Annotated in this window: 16 protein-coding genes and 1 riboswitch; of the genes, 1 reads left to right on the forward strand and 15 read right to left on the reverse strand. The window is 40.1% G+C overall.

Features of this window, described 5'->3' with window-relative positions; genetic code table 11:
• From lgt to uvrB, 7 genes are all read right to left on the reverse strand, one after another.
• A complete protein-coding gene (gene lgt, locus PQ477_RS02810; protein ID WP_274272922.1) occupies positions 1 to 840 on the reverse strand; it encodes a prolipoprotein diacylglyceryl transferase in 840 nt (279 codons plus the stop codon).
• A 26-nt stretch (positions 841 to 866) separates the two neighbouring features.
• Positions 867 to 1,802: an HPr(Ser) kinase/phosphatase gene (hprK, locus tag PQ477_RS02815; protein ID WP_035394625.1), complete on the reverse strand. Its 936-nt coding sequence runs from the start codon at positions 1,800 to 1,802 to the stop codon at positions 867 to 869.
• Positions 1,803 to 1,952: 150 nt separating this feature from the next.
• On the reverse strand, positions 1,953 to 2,297 hold the full coding sequence (locus PQ477_RS02820; protein ID WP_035394626.1) for a phage holin family protein: 345 nt from the start codon (positions 2,295 to 2,297) through the stop codon (positions 1,953 to 1,955).
• Positions 2,298 to 2,312: 15 nt separating this feature from the next.
• On the reverse strand, positions 2,313 to 2,498 hold the full coding sequence (locus tag PQ477_RS02825; protein WP_060703688.1) for a PspC domain-containing protein: 186 nt from the start codon (positions 2,496 to 2,498) through the stop codon (positions 2,313 to 2,315).
• A 29-nt stretch (positions 2,499 to 2,527) separates the two neighbouring features.
• Positions 2,528 to 3,595 (reverse strand): DUF4097 family beta strand repeat-containing protein, encoded by a 1,068-nt coding sequence (locus tag PQ477_RS02830; protein ID WP_035394631.1) that lies wholly within the window; start codon positions 3,593 to 3,595, stop codon positions 2,528 to 2,530.
• Positions 3,596 to 3,676: 81 nt separating this feature from the next.
• Entirely contained in the window at positions 3,677 to 6,538 is a 2,862-nt protein-coding gene (gene uvrA, locus PQ477_RS02835; RefSeq protein WP_274272923.1) for an excinuclease ABC subunit UvrA, read from the reverse strand.
• Between the two features lie 4 nt (positions 6,539 to 6,542).
• Entirely contained in the window at positions 6,543 to 8,525 is a 1,983-nt protein-coding gene (gene uvrB, locus PQ477_RS02840; RefSeq protein ID WP_274272924.1) for an excinuclease ABC subunit UvrB, read from the reverse strand.
• A gap of 278 nt (positions 8,526 to 8,803) precedes the next feature.
• Positions 8,804 to 8,929: riboswitch (FMN riboswitch) on the forward strand.
• A gap of 111 nt (positions 8,930 to 9,040) precedes the next feature.
• Here uvrB and PQ477_RS02845 point away from each other — a divergent pair.
• Positions 9,041 to 10,021: a DMT family transporter gene (locus tag PQ477_RS02845; protein ID WP_144559450.1), complete on the forward strand. Its 981-nt coding sequence runs from the start codon at positions 9,041 to 9,043 to the stop codon at positions 10,019 to 10,021.
• Positions 10,022 to 10,069: 48 nt separating this feature from the next.
• Here PQ477_RS02845 and PQ477_RS02850 read toward each other — a convergent pair whose 3' ends face one another.
• From PQ477_RS02850 to secA, 8 genes are all read right to left on the reverse strand, one after another.
• Positions 10,070 to 11,242, reverse strand: coding sequence for a PDZ domain-containing protein (locus PQ477_RS02850; protein WP_274272925.1), 1,173 nt, complete (start codon positions 11,240 to 11,242; stop codon positions 10,070 to 10,072).
• An 84-nt stretch (positions 11,243 to 11,326) separates the two neighbouring features.
• Positions 11,327 to 12,793, reverse strand: coding sequence for a S41 family peptidase (locus PQ477_RS02855; RefSeq protein ID WP_274272926.1), 1,467 nt, complete (start codon positions 12,791 to 12,793; stop codon positions 11,327 to 11,329).
• 151 nt (positions 12,794 to 12,944) lie between these two features.
• Entirely contained in the window at positions 12,945 to 14,348 is a 1,404-nt protein-coding gene (locus PQ477_RS02860; protein WP_274272927.1) for a murein hydrolase activator EnvC family protein, read from the reverse strand.
• 30 nt (positions 14,349 to 14,378) lie between these two features.
• Positions 14,379 to 15,269 carry a permease-like cell division protein FtsX gene (gene ftsX / locus PQ477_RS02865; protein ID WP_035394639.1) on the reverse strand — a complete coding sequence of 297 codons (891 nt, stop codon included), beginning with the start codon at positions 15,267 to 15,269 and terminating at the stop codon, positions 14,379 to 14,381.
• Entirely contained in the window at positions 15,259 to 15,945 is a 687-nt protein-coding gene (gene ftsE, locus PQ477_RS02870; RefSeq protein WP_144560512.1) for a cell division ATP-binding protein FtsE, read from the reverse strand. Before ftsE ends, ftsX begins: the two co-directional genes overlap by 11 nt.
• Positions 15,946 to 16,227: 282 nt before the next feature.
• Positions 16,228 to 16,551, reverse strand: coding sequence for a c-type cytochrome (locus tag PQ477_RS02875; protein WP_052007854.1), 324 nt, complete (start codon positions 16,549 to 16,551; stop codon positions 16,228 to 16,230).
• Positions 16,552 to 16,721: 170 nt separating this feature from the next.
• Positions 16,722 to 17,829, reverse strand: a protein-coding gene (prfB, locus tag PQ477_RS02880; protein ID WP_186370633.1) for a peptide chain release factor 2 whose coding sequence is annotated in 2 segments (ribosomal slippage) — positions 16,722 to 17,756 and positions 17,758 to 17,829 — 1,107 coding nt in all. Because the reading frame shifts where the segments join, the coding sequence is not laid out codon by codon here.
• A 26-nt stretch (positions 17,830 to 17,855) separates the two neighbouring features.
• Complete coding sequence (secA, locus tag PQ477_RS02885; RefSeq protein WP_035394643.1) at positions 17,856 to 20,378, reverse strand: preprotein translocase subunit SecA; 2,523 nt, start codon at positions 20,376 to 20,378, stop codon at positions 17,856 to 17,858.
• Between the last annotated feature and the right edge of the window lie 75 nt (positions 20,379 to 20,453).

Below are 20,453 nucleotides of genomic sequence, written 5' to 3' on the forward strand. Positions count from 1 at the left end.
CTATTTTTTCTTTTTCTGTTTACTATCGCTATCTGTATCTAAATATCTTGGTGGCTTTACGACGATGCGTCGATACGCCCAAAGAATAATGGATAAACCAATGAGAATAAGTGATAATAACTGTGCTGTTCTAAGGGTCTCTCCAATCAGTAAATAATCTAAACGGATCCCCTCAATGAAGAACCGTCCGACTGAATACCAGATGACGTAAGAGAAGAAAAGTTCCCCTTGGCGTAAATTCACTTTGCGTAGCAAAATAAGGATGACGACACCAAGAATACTCCATAAAGATTCGTATAAAAATGTCGGGTGATAGTAAGCCCCATTAATATACATTTGATTAATGATCCAATCAGGTAAAAACAAACTTTCTAAAAACGTCCGTGATACTTCGCCGCCGTACACTTCTTGGTTAACAAAATTCCCCCAGCGACCGATCGCTTGACCAATTAAAATAGCTGGTGCTGCAACATCAGCTATTTTCCAGAACGATAGCTTCTTCACACGCGCAAAAATAATAGCTGTAACAACTGCACCGATTAAGGCACCATGAATGGCAATTCCACCTTCACGAATGTTAAACACACTCATCGGACTATCTGCGAACTGGTCCCACCTGAAAATGACATAATAGGCTCTTGCGCAAATAATGGAAATTGGTAACGCCCACACAAGTAAGTCTGCATAAGTTTCTTTTGGTAACCCTCGTTTTTCCCCTTCAGAGCGAGCCCATAAATAACCGACTCCAACACCTAAAAGAATCAAAACAGCATACCAATAAATATCAATTGGACCAAGAGAAATAAACACTCGATCCATCGGTTCGATTTGTGTATTCACTTTAGTTCACCTCACAAACGTTCATTTTAAAAATCTTCATTGTCACCCTGTTCAATTACTTGCGTTAACCGTTCAGAAAATTCTTGGGCCGCATTAAAGCCTAAACGCTTTAAACGAAAATTCATAGCAGCGACTTCAATAATAACAGCTAAATTTCGCCCTGGTCTCACAGGCACCGTTAATTTCGTAATCTCTGTATCGAAAATTTTCATTTTATCTTCTTCGAGACCTAGTCGATCATAAGCTTTCTTTTGATCCCATGTTTCTAAATTCATACATAAACTAATTCGTTTAAATGGGCGAACCGCTCCGGCTCCAAAGAGTGTCATAACATTGATAATGCCTAATCCACGAATCTCCAATAAATGCTGGAGTAATGGAGGAGGATGCCCAACCAATGTATCCTCATTTTGTTGACGAATTTCTACAGAATCATCAGCCACAAGTCTGTGCCCTCTTCGAACAAGATCGAGCGCCGTTTCACTCTTACCTACACCACTACCACCTGTAATTAATACGCCAATACCATAAATATCAACAAGTACTCCATGAACCGCAGTCACAGGCGCTAGCTCACTCTCTAAGTAGTTTGTTACGCGGCTACTTAACTGTGTTGTTGTTAAAGTCGATCGTAAAACCGGAACATTTTTTTTATTGGCTGCCGCGATCAATTGAGAAGGCGCCTCAAGTCCACGAGATAAAATAATTCCAGGTGTATCATATGTACATAATTTGGTTAATCGTTCTTCTTTTTCCTCATCTGATAGTGATTTAATGAACGATAGCTCCGTTCTACCAATCAGCTGTAATCTTCGAGCTGGATAATAGGTAAAAAAACCAGCCATCTCTATGCCTGGACGAGAAATATCGCTTGTTGTAATCGGGCGATAAATTCCTTCTTCTCCAGCTAGCAATTCAAAGTGAAACTTCTCTAATATATCGTTTGCTGTCACTTTTATCATTTGTGCACCTCTTTTACATTGCTTTTCACTAGCCATATTGTAGCACGATTTTCTCTAGAGTCATAAAACTTATAAAAGATCCACTCAATGAACAAAAAGAAAGACGTGGAAATAAGCATCCACGCCTGTTCTCCTTAATCGTATGGTACGTTAGCTTCTTTTAACTGGATTAATAAGCAAAGTCTGAAACAGTGCAATGATGACAGCTGCGAGCAGCGCAATACCAAATCCATCGATCACAAAGTAGCTTCCCATTAACCAAGCTGTTAGCATTAACGTTAACGCACTAATGACGAATAAAAACAGTCCTAGTGTCAAAATGGTAATCGGTAACGTTAAAATGGTTAGCACTGGTTTCACTGTCCAATTTAAAACAGATAAAATAAGCGCTGCAATCAACGCTGCTCCAAAGCCACTTAACGTAAACCCAGAGAATAACGCTGATAGAAGTAATAACACGAGTGCATTAAGCACAAGACCAAGTAACCATCTCATAAAAAGCCCTCCTTACTACTCTGCCGGCATAATAAATGTAGCGATAATATAGGCAAGTACGACGGGCCAAACCGTTGTGACCAATGCCAAAATCACAGCAATTAAACGAATGATAGTCGGATCAATTGAAAAGTGCTCTCCTATTCCGCCACATACGCCTGTTATAAAACGCTTCGTTGTCGATCTCTTTAATTGTTTCATTGTTGTAACGTCCTTTCAAAACAAACTGTTTACTGATTTCTTAGCGTAATGCTTCCTGTGTTCGCAACTGCACGAACTTTCATCTTTCCTGGAAGTGAATCGTTGGCCGTCACATGCATATAGCGTTGTGCCAATTCTTTCTTCTCATCATGAATCTCTGATGATTCAAGATGATTGTGAATGGAGCCGACATTTGATCGTAGCTTCCCTTCAAATCGAACATCGTCAGCTACAAAGAGCTTTACGCTTCCTGTTGTTGTTTTTACGTCCAAATAACCAGCGGATTCATTGTTTTTATTCAAATAATACGTAATAGATCCATTAACAGTTTCTACGTCGGCATCTTCAATTTTTCCTGTTACTTTAATTGTTCCATTAAAGGTTTTAGCAAATAATGATCCTAACGTATTTTCATCAACGGTAATGGACCCGTTCATCGTCTCTATTGTTGCTTTAGAGGCTTGAAGATGACTCGTTTTAATGGAGCCGTTTGTTGTGTTTGCTTCAAATTCTTTCGTATTCAACGATTCACCAGTTAAAGAACCATTGAATGTGTAAAGCTTGACGCTATCATATGTTGAAGCAGGAACATAAAGCGTTCCGTTTACTTTCATTGTTTTTGATTTCGTCTCGAATAGCAAGACATCATCTTCTACAGAAAAGGACGATTCTTTCAAGAGAAAATCATGCGCTTGTTCTGCATTGTTTGTACGGTAGACTTTCGCATCTAACTCCAGTCGTACTCCATCCTTCTCCCAAGGAACAATCGTAAAGGAGCCATTTTCTAAAGACACCTTTACATTTTTTATATCAACGTGATCCTCTTCAAACGTGTGTTGAATGTCCATTCCATTACCAAAATTAAAGTCAAAGTCGCCATCTCTTACTTTTTGGAATGCTGATTCAAAAAAACTTGTAAACTTTGTGAAAGGAGACTCTTCACGTTCTGTACCTTCTTCACGCGTCTTACTTGCTGCTGATTGAGAAGTAGGCACTTCTTGCTCATCTTTCCCAACTGCTTCAAGCAATTTTAGCCCTTCTTCAGCAGAAACTTTACCGTCTTCAATCATTTTTAGAATCATTTTACGTTCTTCCATCACGATCGCTCCTTTTTACTTAATAGCCTTTATAATCTTATTACGAAGAAGCAAGGTCACATGTTTCATTTTCCCTAAAATTTATGATGAAAACTCGAATTTTTCTGCGTACCGCGCTTTATCTCTTTCCAATATTGGTTTTAAATACCGGCCAGTATAGGAACCTTCTACTTCAGCCACCGCTTCAGGAGTACCTTGCGCAACGAGCTGTCCGCCACCAGTTCCACCTTCTGGTCCAAGATCAATAATATGATCCACAGTTTTAATGACATCGAGATTATGTTCAATAACAAGTACCGAATCGCCATTATCAACAAGTCGTTGAAGAACATGCAATAACCGATCAATATCATCTACATGTAAGCCTGTTGTTGGTTCATCCAATATATAAAGGGTTCTTCCAGTCGGGCGTTTATGAAGTTGCGATGCTAGCTTGACTCGCTGAGCTTCTCCACCTGATAACGTTGTTGCTGGTTGACCAAGACGAACATAGCCTAAGCCGACATCAATAAGCGTTTGGATTTTACGCTTAATTTTTGGAATGCTACCAAAAAACTCAACGCCTTCTTCTACTGTCATTTCAAGCACATCAGCAATCGTTTTATTTTTATAGGTCACTTCTAGCGTTTCTCGGTTATAGCGTTTGCCGTGGCACACTTCACATGGGACATACACGTCAGGTAAAAAGTGCATTTCAATCTTAATAATCCCATCACCTTTACAAGCTTCACATCTTCCACCTTTTACGTTAAAGCTGAACCGGCCCTTTTTATATCCTCTGACTTTTGCTTCGTTTGTTAATGCAAATACATCACGAATATCGTCAAACACACTCGTATACGTTGCTGGATTTGACCTAGGCGTTCGTCCAATTGGTGATTGATCAATATCAATGACCTTGTCCATTTCTTCAATACCGACAATTTCTTTGTGCTTTCCTGGCTTCTCTTTAGCACGATGAATTTTTTGCGCTAATGATTTATGAACAATTTCATTAACCAGCGTACTTTTACCGGATCCCGAAACACCGGTAATAGCAGTAAACACACCTAAAGGAAACGTAACATTGATATTCTTTAAGTTGTTTTCTGTTGCACTTTTGACCACGAACTGCCTACCCGTAAGTGGTCTCCGTTCGGTTGGCACATGAATAAATTTTTCCCCAGCCAAATATTGACCTGTTAATGAGTTCGGATCGTCAATAAGCTCTTGGGGTGTACCTTGTGCCGTTACATAGCCACCATGTACACCTGCACCTGGCCCGATATCAATAATGTGATCAGCCGCTAGCATTGTGTCTTCATCGTGTTCAACGACAATCAAAGTATTTCCTAAATCACGCATCCGCTTTAACGTTTCAATTAAACGATCATTATCTCTTTGATGTAATCCAATAGAAGGCTCATCGAGAATGTACAGCACCCCCATGAGAGAAGAGCCGATTTGAGTTGCTAAACGAATTCGCTGTGCTTCTCCGCCTGATAACGTGCCAGCAGCTCGTGATAACGTTAAATAATCAAGCCCAACATTAATGAGAAAACCAATTCGGTCTTCTATTTCTTTCAAAATTAACCTTGAAATTGAACGATCTTTTTCAGATAGCTCTAATGTTTGCATAAACTGCAGTGCATCCGTACATGAGTATTGGTTCACTTCACCTAAATGCTTCCCACCTACAAAAACAGCTAACGCTTCTTTCTTTAAACGGTACCCTTTACACGTGGGACAGTTTTTTTGCGACATATACGTTTCCATTTGTTCACGAATGTAATCAGAGCTGGTTTCTCTATATCTACGACCAACATTTGCAAGCACACCTTCAAATACAATCATATGCTCACGTACGCGACCAAAGTCATTTTCATAATGAAAGAAGATCTTTTCTTTTCCGCTGCCGTTTAAAATAATGGATTGATGTTTTTCTGGAAGCTGATTAAACGGCACATCCATGTCTATCGAGAAATGCTCACATACTGCCTCAAGTAATTGTGGATAGTAATTCGAACTTGTTGGCTCCCACGGCGCAACAGCATGATCTCTCAATGTCCTGTCAGCATCCGGTATGACAAGCTCAGCATCGACTTCCTGCTTCACACCTAGTCCGTCGCAAGTTGTACAAGCACCGTATGGGCTATTAAACGAAAAAAATCTCGGCTCTAGCTCAGGAATGGAAAAACCACATTCTGGACAAGCGTGATGCTGGCTAAAGAGTAATTCTTCACCATCAATTACGTCAATTAACACTCGCCCTTCTGCGAGATTTAAAGCCGTTTCTAGAGAGTCAGCCATTCTTGTTTGAATGCCATCTTTTACAACGATCCTGTCAATGACGACTTCAACACTATGTTTTTTATTTTTATCAAGCTGAATATCGTCTGTCGCTTCTCTCATTTCACCATTGACACGCACACGTACAAATCCATCTTTTTTGATTTGATCAAATACTTTTGCGTGCGTTCCTTTTCGCCCCGATACCATTGGAGCAAGAATTTGCATTTTTGTACGTTCAGGGAACTGCAACAATTGATCGACCATTTGCTGAATCGTTTGTGAAGTGATCTCTATACCGTGCTTAGGGCAGATCGGTTTTCCAATTCGAGCATAAAGAAGCCTAAGATAGTCGTGAATTTCAGTGACAGTCCCAACCGTTGAACGTGGGTTTCGACTCGTTGTTTTCTGATCAATTGAGATGGCTGGAGACAGTCCCTCAATGGCATCAACATCAGGCTTATCCATCTGTCCTAGAAATTGACGAGCATAAGCGGACAATGATTCTACATAGCGTCTTTGGCCTTCCGCATAAATGGTATCAAACGCTAAGGAAGACTTTCCAGACCCAGACAAGCCTGTCAAAACGACTAGCTTTCCTCTAGGAATGGATACATCCATATTTTTTAAATTATTTGATCGTGCACCTTTAACGATAATCTCTTCTTGTGCCATACCGTCATCCTTCCGCTTTAAGCTCTAACAGCATATCTCGAAGCTCTGCTGCCCGCTCGAAGTTTAAGTCTTTTGCCGCTTGCTTCATTTCTACTTCTATTTGAGCAATTGTTTTTTCGCGTTCTTTTTTCGTCATTTTTTGTTGCGGTTTCTTCGTTACGTCATATTCCCCTTCATCTTCAGCAGCATAGGTCGCTTGCACCACATCCGGGATTTTCTTTTGAATTGTTTGTGGCGTAATGCCGTGTTTTTTATTAAAGGCTTCTTGAATTTCTCGACGACGTTTTGTTTCACTAATCGCGACTTCCATTGAACCGGTTATTTTATCTGCGTACATAATAACTCGACCGTGTTCATTTCGAGCAGCACGTCCAATTGTTTGAATAAGAGATCGCTCTGCACGTAAGAATCCTTCTTTATCAGCATCTAAAATCGCGACAAGAGATACTTCTGGAATATCTAACCCTTCTCTTAATAAATTGATCCCAATAAGGACATCAAACGTCCCCAATCGAAGCTGACGAATGATCTCTAGACGGTCTAACGTTTTTACTTCTGAATGTAAATAACGAACTTTAATTCCAATTTCCTTTAAGTAGTCCGTTAAGTCCTCAGACATTTTTTTCGTTAAGGTCGTCACTAAGACACGTTCGTCACGCTCAATCTGCTCATGGATTTCTCCAATTAAATCATCAATTTGCCCTTCAATTGGTCGGACTTCAATTGGTGGATCAAGCAAGCCAGTTGGTCGAATAATTTGTTCAACCATCTCAGGAGTGTGCTCTAGCTCATACTGGCCAGGCGTAGCCGATACGTAAACGGCTTGACTTATTTTTTCTTCAAATTCAGCGAATTTTAATGGTCTGTTATCGAGTGCAGACGGCAAACGAAAGCCATGGTTAACGAGTACTTCTTTTCGCGCTCGGTCACCATTGTACATCCCTCTTACTTGCGGTAATGTTACGTGAGATTCATCCATAATTAATAGAAAGTCTTCTGGAAAGAAATCAATTAACGTGTACGGGGTTGCCCCTGACTCACGTAAGGTTAAATGCCTAGAGTAGTTTTCAATGCCTGAACAAAATCCCATCTCCGCCATCATTTCAAGATCATAGCGTGTTCGTTGCTCAAGTCTTTGTGCTTCAAGCAACTTTCCATCCGCATGAAGCGCTTTTAATCGTTCTTCTAGTTCGGCTTCAATATTTTCAATTGCTTTTTTCATTTTTTCTTCACGGGTAACAAAGTGAGAGGCTGGAAAAATCGATACATGGTTTCGCTCTCCCTTGATCTCTCCAGTTAATGCATCGACTTCGGTCATACGATCAACTTCGTCACCGAAAAATTCCACTCGAATACATTGCTCGTCTCTCGATGCCGGGAAGATTTCAACCACATCGCCTCTTACTCGGAATGTTCCACGTATAAAATTCAAATCGTTACGATCATACTGAATATCGACAAGGCGTCGTAATAATTCATTCCGATCCATTTCCATCCCGGTACGAATGGACAAGACAAGATCCCGGTATTCTTCCGGGTTCCCTAAACCATATATACACGATACACTCGCTACAATAATGACATCCCGTCTCTCAAACAACGCACTAGTAGCTGAGTGCCGTAACTTATCAATTTCATCATTAATACTTGCGTCTTTTTCAATAAACGTATCAGAAGAAGGTACATATGCTTCCGGTTGATAATAATCGTAATAGCTAACAAAATACTCAACCGCATTATGAGGAAAAAACTGTTTAAATTCACTATAAAGCTGACCTGCTAGTGTTTTATTATGGGCCATAATGAGCGTCGGCTTATTCACTGCTTGAATGACGTTGGACATCGTAAACGTTTTTCCTGTACCCGTTGCACCTAATAACGTTTGATGCCGATCCCCATTTTCAATTGCACGTACAATTTTTTCTATTGCAGTTGGTTGATCACCTTGTGGCGAGTAGTCTGATACTAATTGAAACGTTTGATCCATCGTCTTTAGAACTTATCAAATAACAATCTTTCTTTTGATAAGCTCACCCCTCCTTTGCAAAAGAACATGATCCTACTGGTATTCCCATTTTAGCGTCGTTAAAAACCCAATCAATTCATTTCCTGTAAACACACGTTCGCTTAAGTATACCACAAGAATGAAGACTTGCACCAACATTTACGAACGCACGTGCGCAACCAAAAATTGCTAACAAACAAATTTCTAGACGCTTTTAAAAAAATCCAGTATGATAACGGTAGATTATATACAAATTGAATAGGTATCTTCGGGGCAGGTGAAATTCCTGACCGGCGGTTAAAGCCCGCGACTCCGCATAATTATATGTGGACTGATTTGGTGAAAATCCAAAGCCGACGGTATAGTCCGGATGGGAGAAGATCAAATAGAAAGAACATAGTCTTTACTATGTTTATTTCTCCAGCCCTGAACACAACATTGTCCAGGGCTTTTTGATTTCTACAGAAGACCTTTTCATTGAAAAGGAGCTCACAGCTGTGAATGAACAACCGCAATCAAATAAGACGTTTTGGTTTATCGTGATTGGTGCCGCCTTTTGGGGGATTAATCCACTTTTTCGTATTTTGCTACTTGATACGATGACGTCTTTACAAATTGTTTTTATTGAACACATTATTTTAGCTTTTATTGCGATTCCCATCCTTTTAAAGTTTAAAGGTGATTTAAAGAAACTTAGCTTTAAAGATTTAGGAGCGCTTCTGTTTATTTCTTGGGGAGGCTCTGCTTTTGCCACTCTTTTATTTACACAAGGGTTAACTATTGCTGCATCTAGTGGTGAGATTAATTCAGTATTGCTATTACAAAAATTGCAGCCGCTATTCGCCATCACCCTTGCGCACTTTCTTTTAAAAGAAAAACTGCCGCAGCATTTCGGCGTTTACGTACCGATTGCGCTAATTGGGACATACCTGTTAACATTTGGCTTTTATTTCCCGATCAATAATCCAGGGGAAATATTTCAACTAGGTAGTTTGTACGCCATCGGAGCAGCAGCACTTTGGGGTGGCTCGACGGTAATGGGACGTATCTTACTAAAGAAATGTCGCCACGAGACTGTTACTGCACTACGGTTTTTACTTGCACTTCCATTACTCGGTGTCTTAATAAGCGTATCTCCTGATATGTGGGCAAGCCCTGAATCAACCATTGCATTAACGTTCATTGCCCTTAATTTACTTGCTTCAGCATTATTACCTGGTCTTGTGTCCATGCTGTTATACTATCGTGGGTTACAGTCTGTTAAGGCCTCCGTTGCTACAATTGCTGAACTAAGCTTTCCAATGACAGGGTTGCTTGTATCATGGATTACCCTTCAAGAAACCGTAACAATTGCCCAGCTAATTGGATTCGCCCTCATTTGGTTTGTTCTATTTAAAATCTCTAAGCAACAAGACACGATCTCTCAGCTACCACCTGTAAAAAAGCGTAAAAAAAGCGCGCTTCAACCATTAAAATAAAATTAATGCGTAAAGACCTTCCACAAAAATGGAAGGTCTTTTTATTCGCTAGATAATTGAGTTACTTAGCTTTTCTTGTTTGCGAACAAGCAATACACCAAGCTGATAGTGCTCTCCGCTATAAAGCGGTCCTTGTACAAAGCGCTTTTCTCCATTGACATCTTTCACTTCAATTTTACAGTAAACAGGATTTTTTTGGAGCGCCTGATAAAGCGTCGTTTCATCATAAACCATTTGGCCATTTACCTTTGAAATTTCTTCTCCTAAAACAATCTTCATTTTATCAGCTGGACTGTTTGGTAAAACCCCAACAACTCGACAACTTTCTTCTTCCTCTGTAAAGAACGCGGTATCCTTCTTTTCTTTATGCCTAATGATAAATTGGCTTATAGCATGAATGAAGGCAATAACGCCTAGTATACTTACAAATAGCCATTCATTAGGGTAATAGAACAGAATAACAGTAGAGACAGTAGCTACTCCTGCAAGCAAGAAGTAAGCGCGTGTATATTGATAAAATCGTGTATCTAAGTGTGTACGGGATTGTTGTTTAAACCCTAGCAGGATTGGAAACAGAATTGGCTGAATAAACTCAGACCCTATAGAAAAAGTTGGCCAAGGCCAAGGTAGTACCAAAGCACTCTCTGGAATAAAAAAGACAACGGGGACAATCCATAAACGATTTATTTTATGGATCCCTATAAATCTTCCTCTTTTTCCTTTTTCAAGCTGTGGTGAAATGAGCCTTTTCCCGTTCATAGTTACAAGCATGGCTTGAGAAAACAATAACACCGCTACACTAAACGTAATGGCAGCATAAAGTAAGGACCCCTGGTCTCCACTTTCTGAAAAGGGAAACACCATGAACTGTGGAAAAACAACTAAATAAAGAGCAACAAGGAAAAAAACATATGTAGGCGTTAGCCAATGCATTTGTCCAGTAAGTAAAAGCAGCAACGTCGCTAATGCAATGGCCACAAGTATATCAGTCGGTACTACAACTCCCGCCGCAATGGTCACTATACTGACGAGAACACCCGTCACAACAGAAGGAATGGCACTTAACAAAAAATCAGCTCGCCGTGCATAAACTCGTGTATGAAACGATGACCGTTCTTGCTTCACTCGCCAATGAGCGATTATAAAAAGCGTAAAGAAGCCGATATAAACAATTGGATTCAAAAAAAAGCTAGCGACTGCAATTAGGATGGTTTCTACCATGAACTTGTCCTCCAACACTTACTTAAAAAGGGATATCTGTGCAATTCAATACAGATATCCCTTTTTTACTTTCAACAACATTTCTTAGGATGCTTGTTCCACCGCAAGCTCAATCGCTCGATTCAGTTGTGCATCATTCTCAACGTCTCTAATGTGCGCCTGTATTTCTTCTTGAATTTTTTGTGCGGTTGCTTCATCTAATTGACCAGTTTCATCTAAATCATGATCTTCTTGAAATTCCCTTACTGCCGTCTCTGTTTGTTCATCAAAGTAACCATCTGTACGTTCAATCGGATAATCAAGCCCTTCTAGCATACTTTGTGTACGTGCAATTTGGTCAGATACTTGATCCCTTTCGTAAGGTTCTTCAATAGAAAGAGCAACTGCATAAAAGTATTCAGGCTGGTCTACTTCTACAGTAGGCTCAACGCCTTCATGATCAATCGTGTTGCCTCCAGCTGTCAGCCAGCGATCAGTTGTAATCTTTAACGCACTGCCGTCCGTCATGCGAATTGATTTTTGTACAGTTCCTTTACCGAACGTTGTTTTTCCAACAAGATCATAGTCTCCAGATTCTTTTAAAGCAGCAGCTAAAATTTCAGAAGCCGATGCACTGCTTTCATTAATTAACCCGACAATCGGATAAGGCTTTCGTTCATCTAAACTTGATTCATAGCTTTCAATACTACCGTTGCTATGCTCAATCTGAACAATCGGCTTATTATCTGGGATAAGCAGATTACCAATATTTTGAGCACCATCTAAATAACCACCTGGATTACGACGAACATCTACAATCAGTCCATCAATTCCATCTTCCTCTAACTCCTGTAGCAATTCTTCAAATTGGGTACCTACATCTTCAGAGAATGACGTAATCTCAAGACGACCAATTACTTGACCATCTACTTCAAAAGTATCTGCTCGAACTGCATCAACTTGAATACGATCACGCTCAATGGTTACGTCAAATGGCTCATTTTGTTCGCCACGTTGAATGGTTAGAATAACTTCTGTACCGCCTTCACCACGAATTAATTGAACCGCTTCGTTAACTGAATAACCTTCTATTGATTCGCCATCAATTTCTAAAATTGCATCATTTGGCAATAAGCCGGCACGTTCAGCTGGAGATTCTCTCATCGGACTGATAATAGACACATAGCCATCTACCATACCTACTTCTGCCCCAATACCTTCAAAATGAGAGCTTAACGATTCCTGAAAGCTTGCCGCTGATTGAACATCCATATAATCTGAGAAGGGATCCTCTAACGTTTCAACCATACCATTAATAGCACCTTCAATAAGCTTTGTTCGTTCCACTTCAGACACATAATTATTTTCAATCGTTGTCAGGGCTGTTTCAAATTTCTCGATTAACTCATCATCATCCAAAATGACATCCGGTACATCAGAGTCATCGGCATTTGTTGCAGGCGGTGATTCATTCGCTCCACCAAGTTGGATTCCATCATTTATAAAAAAGATAGCAGCTACAGCAATAATCACCATTACCGATAACGTAAAAAACAACTGCTTTATTTTCAAAACACTTCACCACTCCCAATGAGTTAGACATCCAGTTCTCAACTAATACTTTTATTCTAAGTTGTTCAATCATTAATGTCAAAACACGTTTATCTTATTTTTGTCAAAACATTTAAAAATAGCGTCCATCGAAACGGACGCTATTTGTGTTTTATATATAATTCATTGGATCAACTGCATTTGATCGTGACCAGTTGAACGCTCCTTGGTGCACTTCAAAATGTAAATGAGCGCCAAATGAGTTCCCTGTATTCCCCATTGTACCAAGCTGTGTACCTTGTCCAACACGCTGACCTGCACTTACGTCAATTCGATCTAAGTGTGCATACACAGTAGAGTATTGTTGCCCATTCATTTGATGAGTAACAAGAACCCAGTTACCAAAGCCACCACTATGGTAACCAGCTTCAACAACCGTTCCATCTAAAACAGAAACAATCGGCACATCTCCACTTCGACCATTTTTACCAATATCAATACCCCAGTGCATTCTTCCACCGCGCATACCGTATTGAGATGTTACCGAACCTGTCGCTGGACGAATAAATGATGAAGAGTTATTTGCCGCTGGAGCAGCATTCTGAACGCTATTGTTTCCACTAGTTGAAGGAGACGCTTCTCTACTACTTGGCGCGTTTGCTGCTGGAGTAGACGCTTTCGTTGGCTCTGAAGCTGTCTCTACCTGTGCTGCATCAGCTGCTTGTTTTGCCTCACGCTCTTGACGTTCTTGTCTTTCTTTCTCTTCTTGCTTGCGGCGTTCTTCTTCTTCACGGGCTTTTTTCTGCTCTTCTTCCCATGCTGCTAGTTCTGCTTCAAGCGCATGTTCTTGTCCTTTAAGTAACTCTTCGTCAGAAATAATCGCATTTAGCTCTTGCTGAAGCTGTGTTTCTTTTTCGTTCAAATCATCTTGCAGACTATTTAATTCGTTCTTTTGAGAATCAAGCTCATTTTTAATTGTTACTAAAGCTGCTTTGTTCTCTTCAACTTTCGCTTTCTTCGCTTCTACCTCTTGTTTTGCGTTATGTAGACGCTCTTCATCAGCAATATGTTCGTCTAGTAACTCTTGGTCACTTTGAGCAATCGTTGTAATGGCACTTAACCGTTCAATAAAGTCACCAAAGCTTTGAGCACCTAAAAGCACTTCTAAATAGCTAACTTCACCATCGGACTCATACGTCGCAACTGCACGTTCCTGCAAAATCTCTCTTCGCTCTTCAATGCGTTCTTCAATAATGACAATTTCTTCTTCAAGAGCTTTAATTTCTTCCCCAAGTTGAATAAGCTCTTCTTCTGTTTCTTTTAACTTTTGCTCGTTTTCTTGTTGTTTAGCAGTTAATGCTTCAATTTCTGCCGAAAGTGCACTAAGCTCGCTTTCAAGCTCGGTAATCTCAGAGCGCGTTTCATTTGCAGATTCTTGCTTTGATACTTGTTCTTCACGAACCTGATCTAATTTTGTCTGAATTTCTGTGTTTGCCATCGCTGGCTGGAATCCTGTAAAAAGGAGAGCTACTGCCGCAGTAACTGCAACAGTCGCTCGAATTGTACGCTTTTTCAACCTTATTTCCCCCTTGATTTCTACACACGATTATACTTTTAAGAATTTACGAACAGACATGACGCTTCCCCATATTCCAACGCCAAGTCCTAAAACAACTAATAGAATGGAAAGCTGTAAGATTAATAGATTAGGTGCCAATAGTTCATACGGTACACCTTGTAAAAAGCTTGCTGACTCATTGTAGAGATACGTGTATCCAAAACTAATGAGGAGTATCGGAATAATGCTTCCTAACAGTCCGAGTAGCATCCCTTCAATTAGAAACGGCCAACGAACGAAGCTATCCTTCGCCCCTACTAGCTTCATAATTTGTATTTCACTTTTTCTTGCTAAAATGGTCAATTTAATTGTATTAGAGATTAAGAACATCGCTGTGAATAATAACGCCCCAATTACAACGGCTCCGGCTATTCTACCTGTATTGGTAATGGTAAACAGATCGGATATGATTTCTTCTCCATATGAGACGCGACCAATATAAGGATGTTCACCGATCGATTCTGCAATCTCTTCTGTAAACTGTGGTGTCGTCGCAATAATGCGTAGTGCGTCTCGCAACGGGTTGTCATCCCGTAAACTTCCCCAGTAGTCTTCTCCACCAGTGGACGCAATTAAATTCTCAAGTCCTTCTTCTTTATCAATGAACTCAACTTCGGCTACATCATACTCTGATTCGACTTCTTCCATAAGCTCATTTATTTCTGCTTCATCAGTGCCGCGTTCAATGAAAGCTCGAATCTCGACATTTTCTTCAATCGTTGACGCAATGTGATTACCGTTTAAAAAAACAATCATAAAGAACCCAACGATTACGAGCATAACGGTAACAGCGCTAATAGAAGCAAATGTCATCCAGCCACTTCGTCCAATGTTTTTGAAGCCTTCACGGAGGTGGCGTTTTGGTGCATTAAACTTCATATCCGTAATTCCCCCTAGCTTCATCTCGAACAACGCGGCCAGCTTCAATGGCAATGACTCTGCGCTTCAAAGTATTCACAATTTCTTTATTATGAGTGGCCATAATAACGGTCGTTCCTAGCGCATTGACATTTTCAAGAATGTCCATAATGCTCCACGCTGTATCAGGATCAAGGTTACCAGTCGGTTCATCTGCAATTAAGATGTCAGGACGATTCACAACGGCTCGCGCAATGGCAACGCGTTGTTGCTCTCCTCCTGAAAGCTCACTTGGATAAAATTTAGCTTTACTTTTTATTTTTACTAAGTCTAGTACATCCATTACTTTTTGCTTAATCTTTGATGGGTCTTCTTCAATAACTTCTAAGGCAAAAGCAATATTCTCATAGACTGTCAACGATTGTAGAAGTTTGAAGTCTTGGAAAACCACCCCGACTCGCCTTCTTAGATGAGGAACTTCTTTTTGCTTTAATTGAGATAGGTTCACATTATCAATGTAAATCTCACCCTTAGATGCCTTCTCTTCTCGGTATAACAATCGTATAAATGTGGACTTACCGGCTCCACTTGGCCCAACAATGTAAACAAATTCGCCCTTATTAAACTCAATTGACATACCATTTATCGCTTTAACGCTATTTGGATACACTTTCCAAACATCGTTTAACTTAATCAAACTCACTTCATCACAGCCTTTAATAAAAAATGCCAAGGTCAATTTGTATTTTCGATCATCTATTGTACATATTCAGACATGCTTCGCGGTTATTATATCATTAGATCAATCTAGTAAATATTACATTTTTATTTCAGTTTGATGTTTCATGTCAAAAATGATCGGGTATACAATATGATTTTGTTGAAAAATGGAGGCTCTTTCAGGCGCAGACAACAAAAAAAGCGCTCATTTCGGAGTCACTTCTTAACCCATTCTTCCGACAGCACTTTTATCATTTTCCTAGCGTGCACTTAACCATTCCACTAGCGCTCTACGATCTTCTTCATCCAAATCTTGAGGCGGCATAAACCCTACCCCATTTACGATAATGGCTTCTATTTCATCAGCAGTTAGGTCAATGTCTAAAAGTGACGGACCTGATGCACCTTGTAACTGATCGCCATGACAGTTTATACAGCTATTTTCTTTATATATCTGGTATCCATCGTCGCTAAAAATGATGTCCTCTTCATCTATGACATCGTTTTGCTTCGAGTCGTCTACTTCCGGATGACAAGCAGCTAATAAGATAAAGCAAAAAAGAATACAGCGTACAACTTTCAAGCCCATTCACTCCTTTCTATTCACAAATAAAAAGCGCATAGACGGTGTTTGTTATACAAGTAACAGCGACAACTAAAACAAGAATGGTATCCTTGTCAAGTTGGAGCGTTTCTTTTAAAACAACCGTCCCTAGCGCCAAATTATTTTCGCATCCATATAAAGCGTGTTAGTTAATCAATTCGAATGGTTTGCCTTAAGTATGCATCGATGAATGGGTCAAGTTCACCATCCATTACTGCATTCGAATTTCCATTTTCATGATTCGTCCGATGATCTTTCACCATTGAATAAGGATGAAAAACATATGAGCGAATTTGACTTCCCCAGCCGATATCTTTTTGCTCGCCGCGAATTTCTGCTAATTCACGTTCCTGCTCTTCAATCTTTAATTGGTATAGCTTTGCTTTCATCATCTTCATGGCTTGCTCACGGTTTTTAATCTGTGAACGTTCACTTTGACAAGTCACTACCGTATTTGTTGGCAAATGCGTAATACGAACTGCAGAATCTGTCGTATTAATATGCTGTCCACCGGCGCCACTCGCACGGTATGTGTCAATTTTCAAATCTTCTGTATTGAGCTCAATATCGACTGTATCGTCCAGCTCCGGCATTACTTCACACGAAACAAAGGATGTGTGTCTTCTTCCAGAAGAATCAAATGGTGAAATACGAACGAGACGGTGAACGCCTTTCTCTGCTTTTAAATAGCCGTAAGCATTATGACCTTTAATTAGTAACGTTACGCTTTTAACACCAGCTTCTTCACCAGGTAAATAATCGAGGGTTTCAACAGAATACCCGCGTTTATCGGCCCAACGTGTATACATCCGCAATAACATAGAGGCCCAGTCTTGCGATTCAGTTCCGCCAGCTCCTGGATGTAACTCCAAAATAGCATTGTTTTTATCATATGGCTCACTTAGTAGCAGCTGTAGCTCAAACTGATTCATCTTTTCGATTAATGCGCGAACACCTTCTTCTAATTCATTCGCTAGCTCAGGATCGCCTTCTTCTCGCACAAGCTCTAAGCTAACTTCTAAATCTTCGTAGGCGTCAGACATATCTTTAAAGGTATGCACTTGCTCTTTCAACCCGTTCGTTTCTGCAATGACTTTCTGTGCCTCTTCTTGGCTATTCCAAAAATCAGGGTCTGTCATCTTCTCTTCTAACTCCGCAATCCGCTCTTCTTTATCTGCGACGTCAAAGAGACCCCCTAAAATCGGCTAATCGTTTCTCTAATGCCGCTAATTCTTGCTTAATTTCTACTAAATCCAAATCTTTCACCTCATTATTTAGTAACCTTAGCCATTTGCCCCACAGCAGTTTTTGTATTTCTTGCCGCTTCCGCAAACACAAGGGTCATTTCGTCCAATGTCTTCACCTTTACGAACTGGTTTCTTTTTAGCTTGCTTTTGCTCATTGTTTACTGATGGTTGAACGGCCTTACCTTGAGCGACTTCTTGTCGTTGTAAGTTTTGTTGTACTTCCGCTTTCATCACATACATCGATACTTCTTCTTCAATCTCAACAATCATTGCCTCGAACATATTAAACCCTTCAAATCGATATTCACGCAAAGGATCATTTTGGCCATATGCGCGCAAATGAATACCTTGACGAAGCTGATCCATTTGGTCAATGTGGTTCATCCACTTACGATCAACCGTTCTCAACATAATTACTTTCTCAAATTCACGCATTTGTTCAGGTGAAACCTCAGACTCTTTTTCGTGATAAGCAGCAAGTACTCTTTCCGTTACAAGTTCAATAACTTCTTCTTGTTCAAGTCCAGTGATTTCTTTTTCAGTTAACGCACCTTCACTTAACAATTGTCCATTAATATACGTCACAATAGCAGTTAAATCCCATTCTTCTTGTACGAGTGAATCTGGCGTGTGCGTTTGAACAACATGAGTGATCGTTGCTTTTAACATGTTTTTCACAATTGACTGTAAGTTTTCCGATTCCAATACTTCCATACGCTGCTTGTAAATAATTTCACGTTGTTCTCGCATCACATCGTCAAACTGCAAAATTTGTTTTCGTGCATCATAGTTATTTCCTTCAACTCGCTTTTGCGCAGTTTCTACCGCTCGGGAAACAAGCTTTGATTCAATTGGTTGATCTTCTTCCATTCCAAGCCGTTCCATCATATTACGCATATTATCTGAACCAAACCGTCTCATCAATTCGTCTTCCATTGACAGATAGAATTGCGAAGAGCCTACATCTCCTTGACGACCTGAACGGCCTCGAAGCTGGTTATCAATTCGACGTGATTCGTGTCGCTCTGTTCCTAATACGTGTAAGCCACCTAGATCTTTTACACCTGGCCCTAATTTAATATCCGTTCCACGACCAGCCATATTTGTTGCAATTGTTACAGCACCTTTGTGCCCTGCATTCTCAATGATTTCTGCTTCACGTTCGTGGTTTTTCGCATTTAATACATGGTGAGGAATGCGTTTCTTTGTTAACATCTTTGAAACAATTTCACTTGTATCAACGTTCACCGTACCAACTAGTACAGGCTGTCCTTTTTTGTGTAATTCAGCAATTTCATTAACAACCGCATTAAACTTCGCCTGCATCGATTTGTAAATCAAATCAGACCGATCATCACGAGCTACATCTTTATTTGTTGGAATGACCATTACGTCCATGCCGTAAATATTACGGAATTCTTCCTCTTCCGTTTTAGCTGTACCAGTCATACCTGCAAGCTTTTGGTACATTCTAAAATAGTTCTGGAATGTAATGGACGCAAGCGTAATGCTTTCTTTTTGTACTTGCAAATTCTCTTTTGCTTCTAATGCTTGGTGAAGACCATCGCTATAGCGACGACCTTTCATTAAACGACCTGTAAATTGGTCAACAATGACAACTTCGCCATCTTCTACTACGTAATCCGCATCACGATGCATCGCCACATGAGCTTTTAATGACTGATTAATGTGATGATTTAAAGAAACGTGTTGTTGATCATAAAGGTTGTCAATATTGAACGCGCGTTCCGCTTTATTCACACCTTCGTCTGTTAACTGTACGGCTTTTGTTTTTTCATCGTACGTATAATCTTCATCTACTTTCAGAACCCTTACAAACGTGTTTGCTTGTCCATACAGCTTGGTTTTCCGTTCAACCGAACCAGAAATAATAAGCGGTGTCCGCGCTTCATCAATTAAAATGGAATCCACTTCATCAATAAGGGCAAAGTGAAGCGGACGTTGAACCATTTGATCTTTATATAGAACCATATTATCGCGAAGGTAATCGAACCCTAGCTCGTTATTTGTACTATACGTAATATCAGCAGCATACGCCTTTTGCTTTTCTTCTCTGGAGAGACCATTTTCATTCAACCCTACTGTTAGTCCCAAAAATTGGAATACGCGACCATAGTTGCCAAGGTCACGGCTCGCTAAGTAATTATTCACTGTCACAATATGAACACCCTTGCCAAGCAACGCTTGAACATAACAAGCAATTGTTCCTACAAGCGTTTTACCTTCACCTGTTTTCATTTCTGAAATGTTCCCTTGATGAAGGGCAAGGGCACCAAGAAGCTGCACACGGTACGGATATTCATTTAATACACGTTTAGCTGCCTCTCTTACTGTTGCGAGCGCAGGTACAACGACCTCATCAATTGAAGTACCTTCTTCAATTTGCTGTTTTAATTCTTGCGTTTTATTTCTCAATTGTTCATCGGAAAGCCTTGCCATTTCATCGGCTAGCGCCTCGACTTGATCAATAACTTTTTCATTTTTCTTTAATTGCTTTTGAGCAGGATCGCCTACTACTTTTCGAAGTAAACCGAGCATATTCATCTTCCTCTCTTAACGGCAATACACACTACATGACTTTTTTTGGGTTTATCATACTTATATTAGCAGTTT

Origin of the sequence: Shouchella hunanensis (genome assembly GCF_028735875.1) — a bacterium.
Taxonomy (GTDB): Bacteria; Bacillota; Bacilli; order Bacillales; family Bacillaceae_D; genus Shouchella; species Shouchella hunanensis.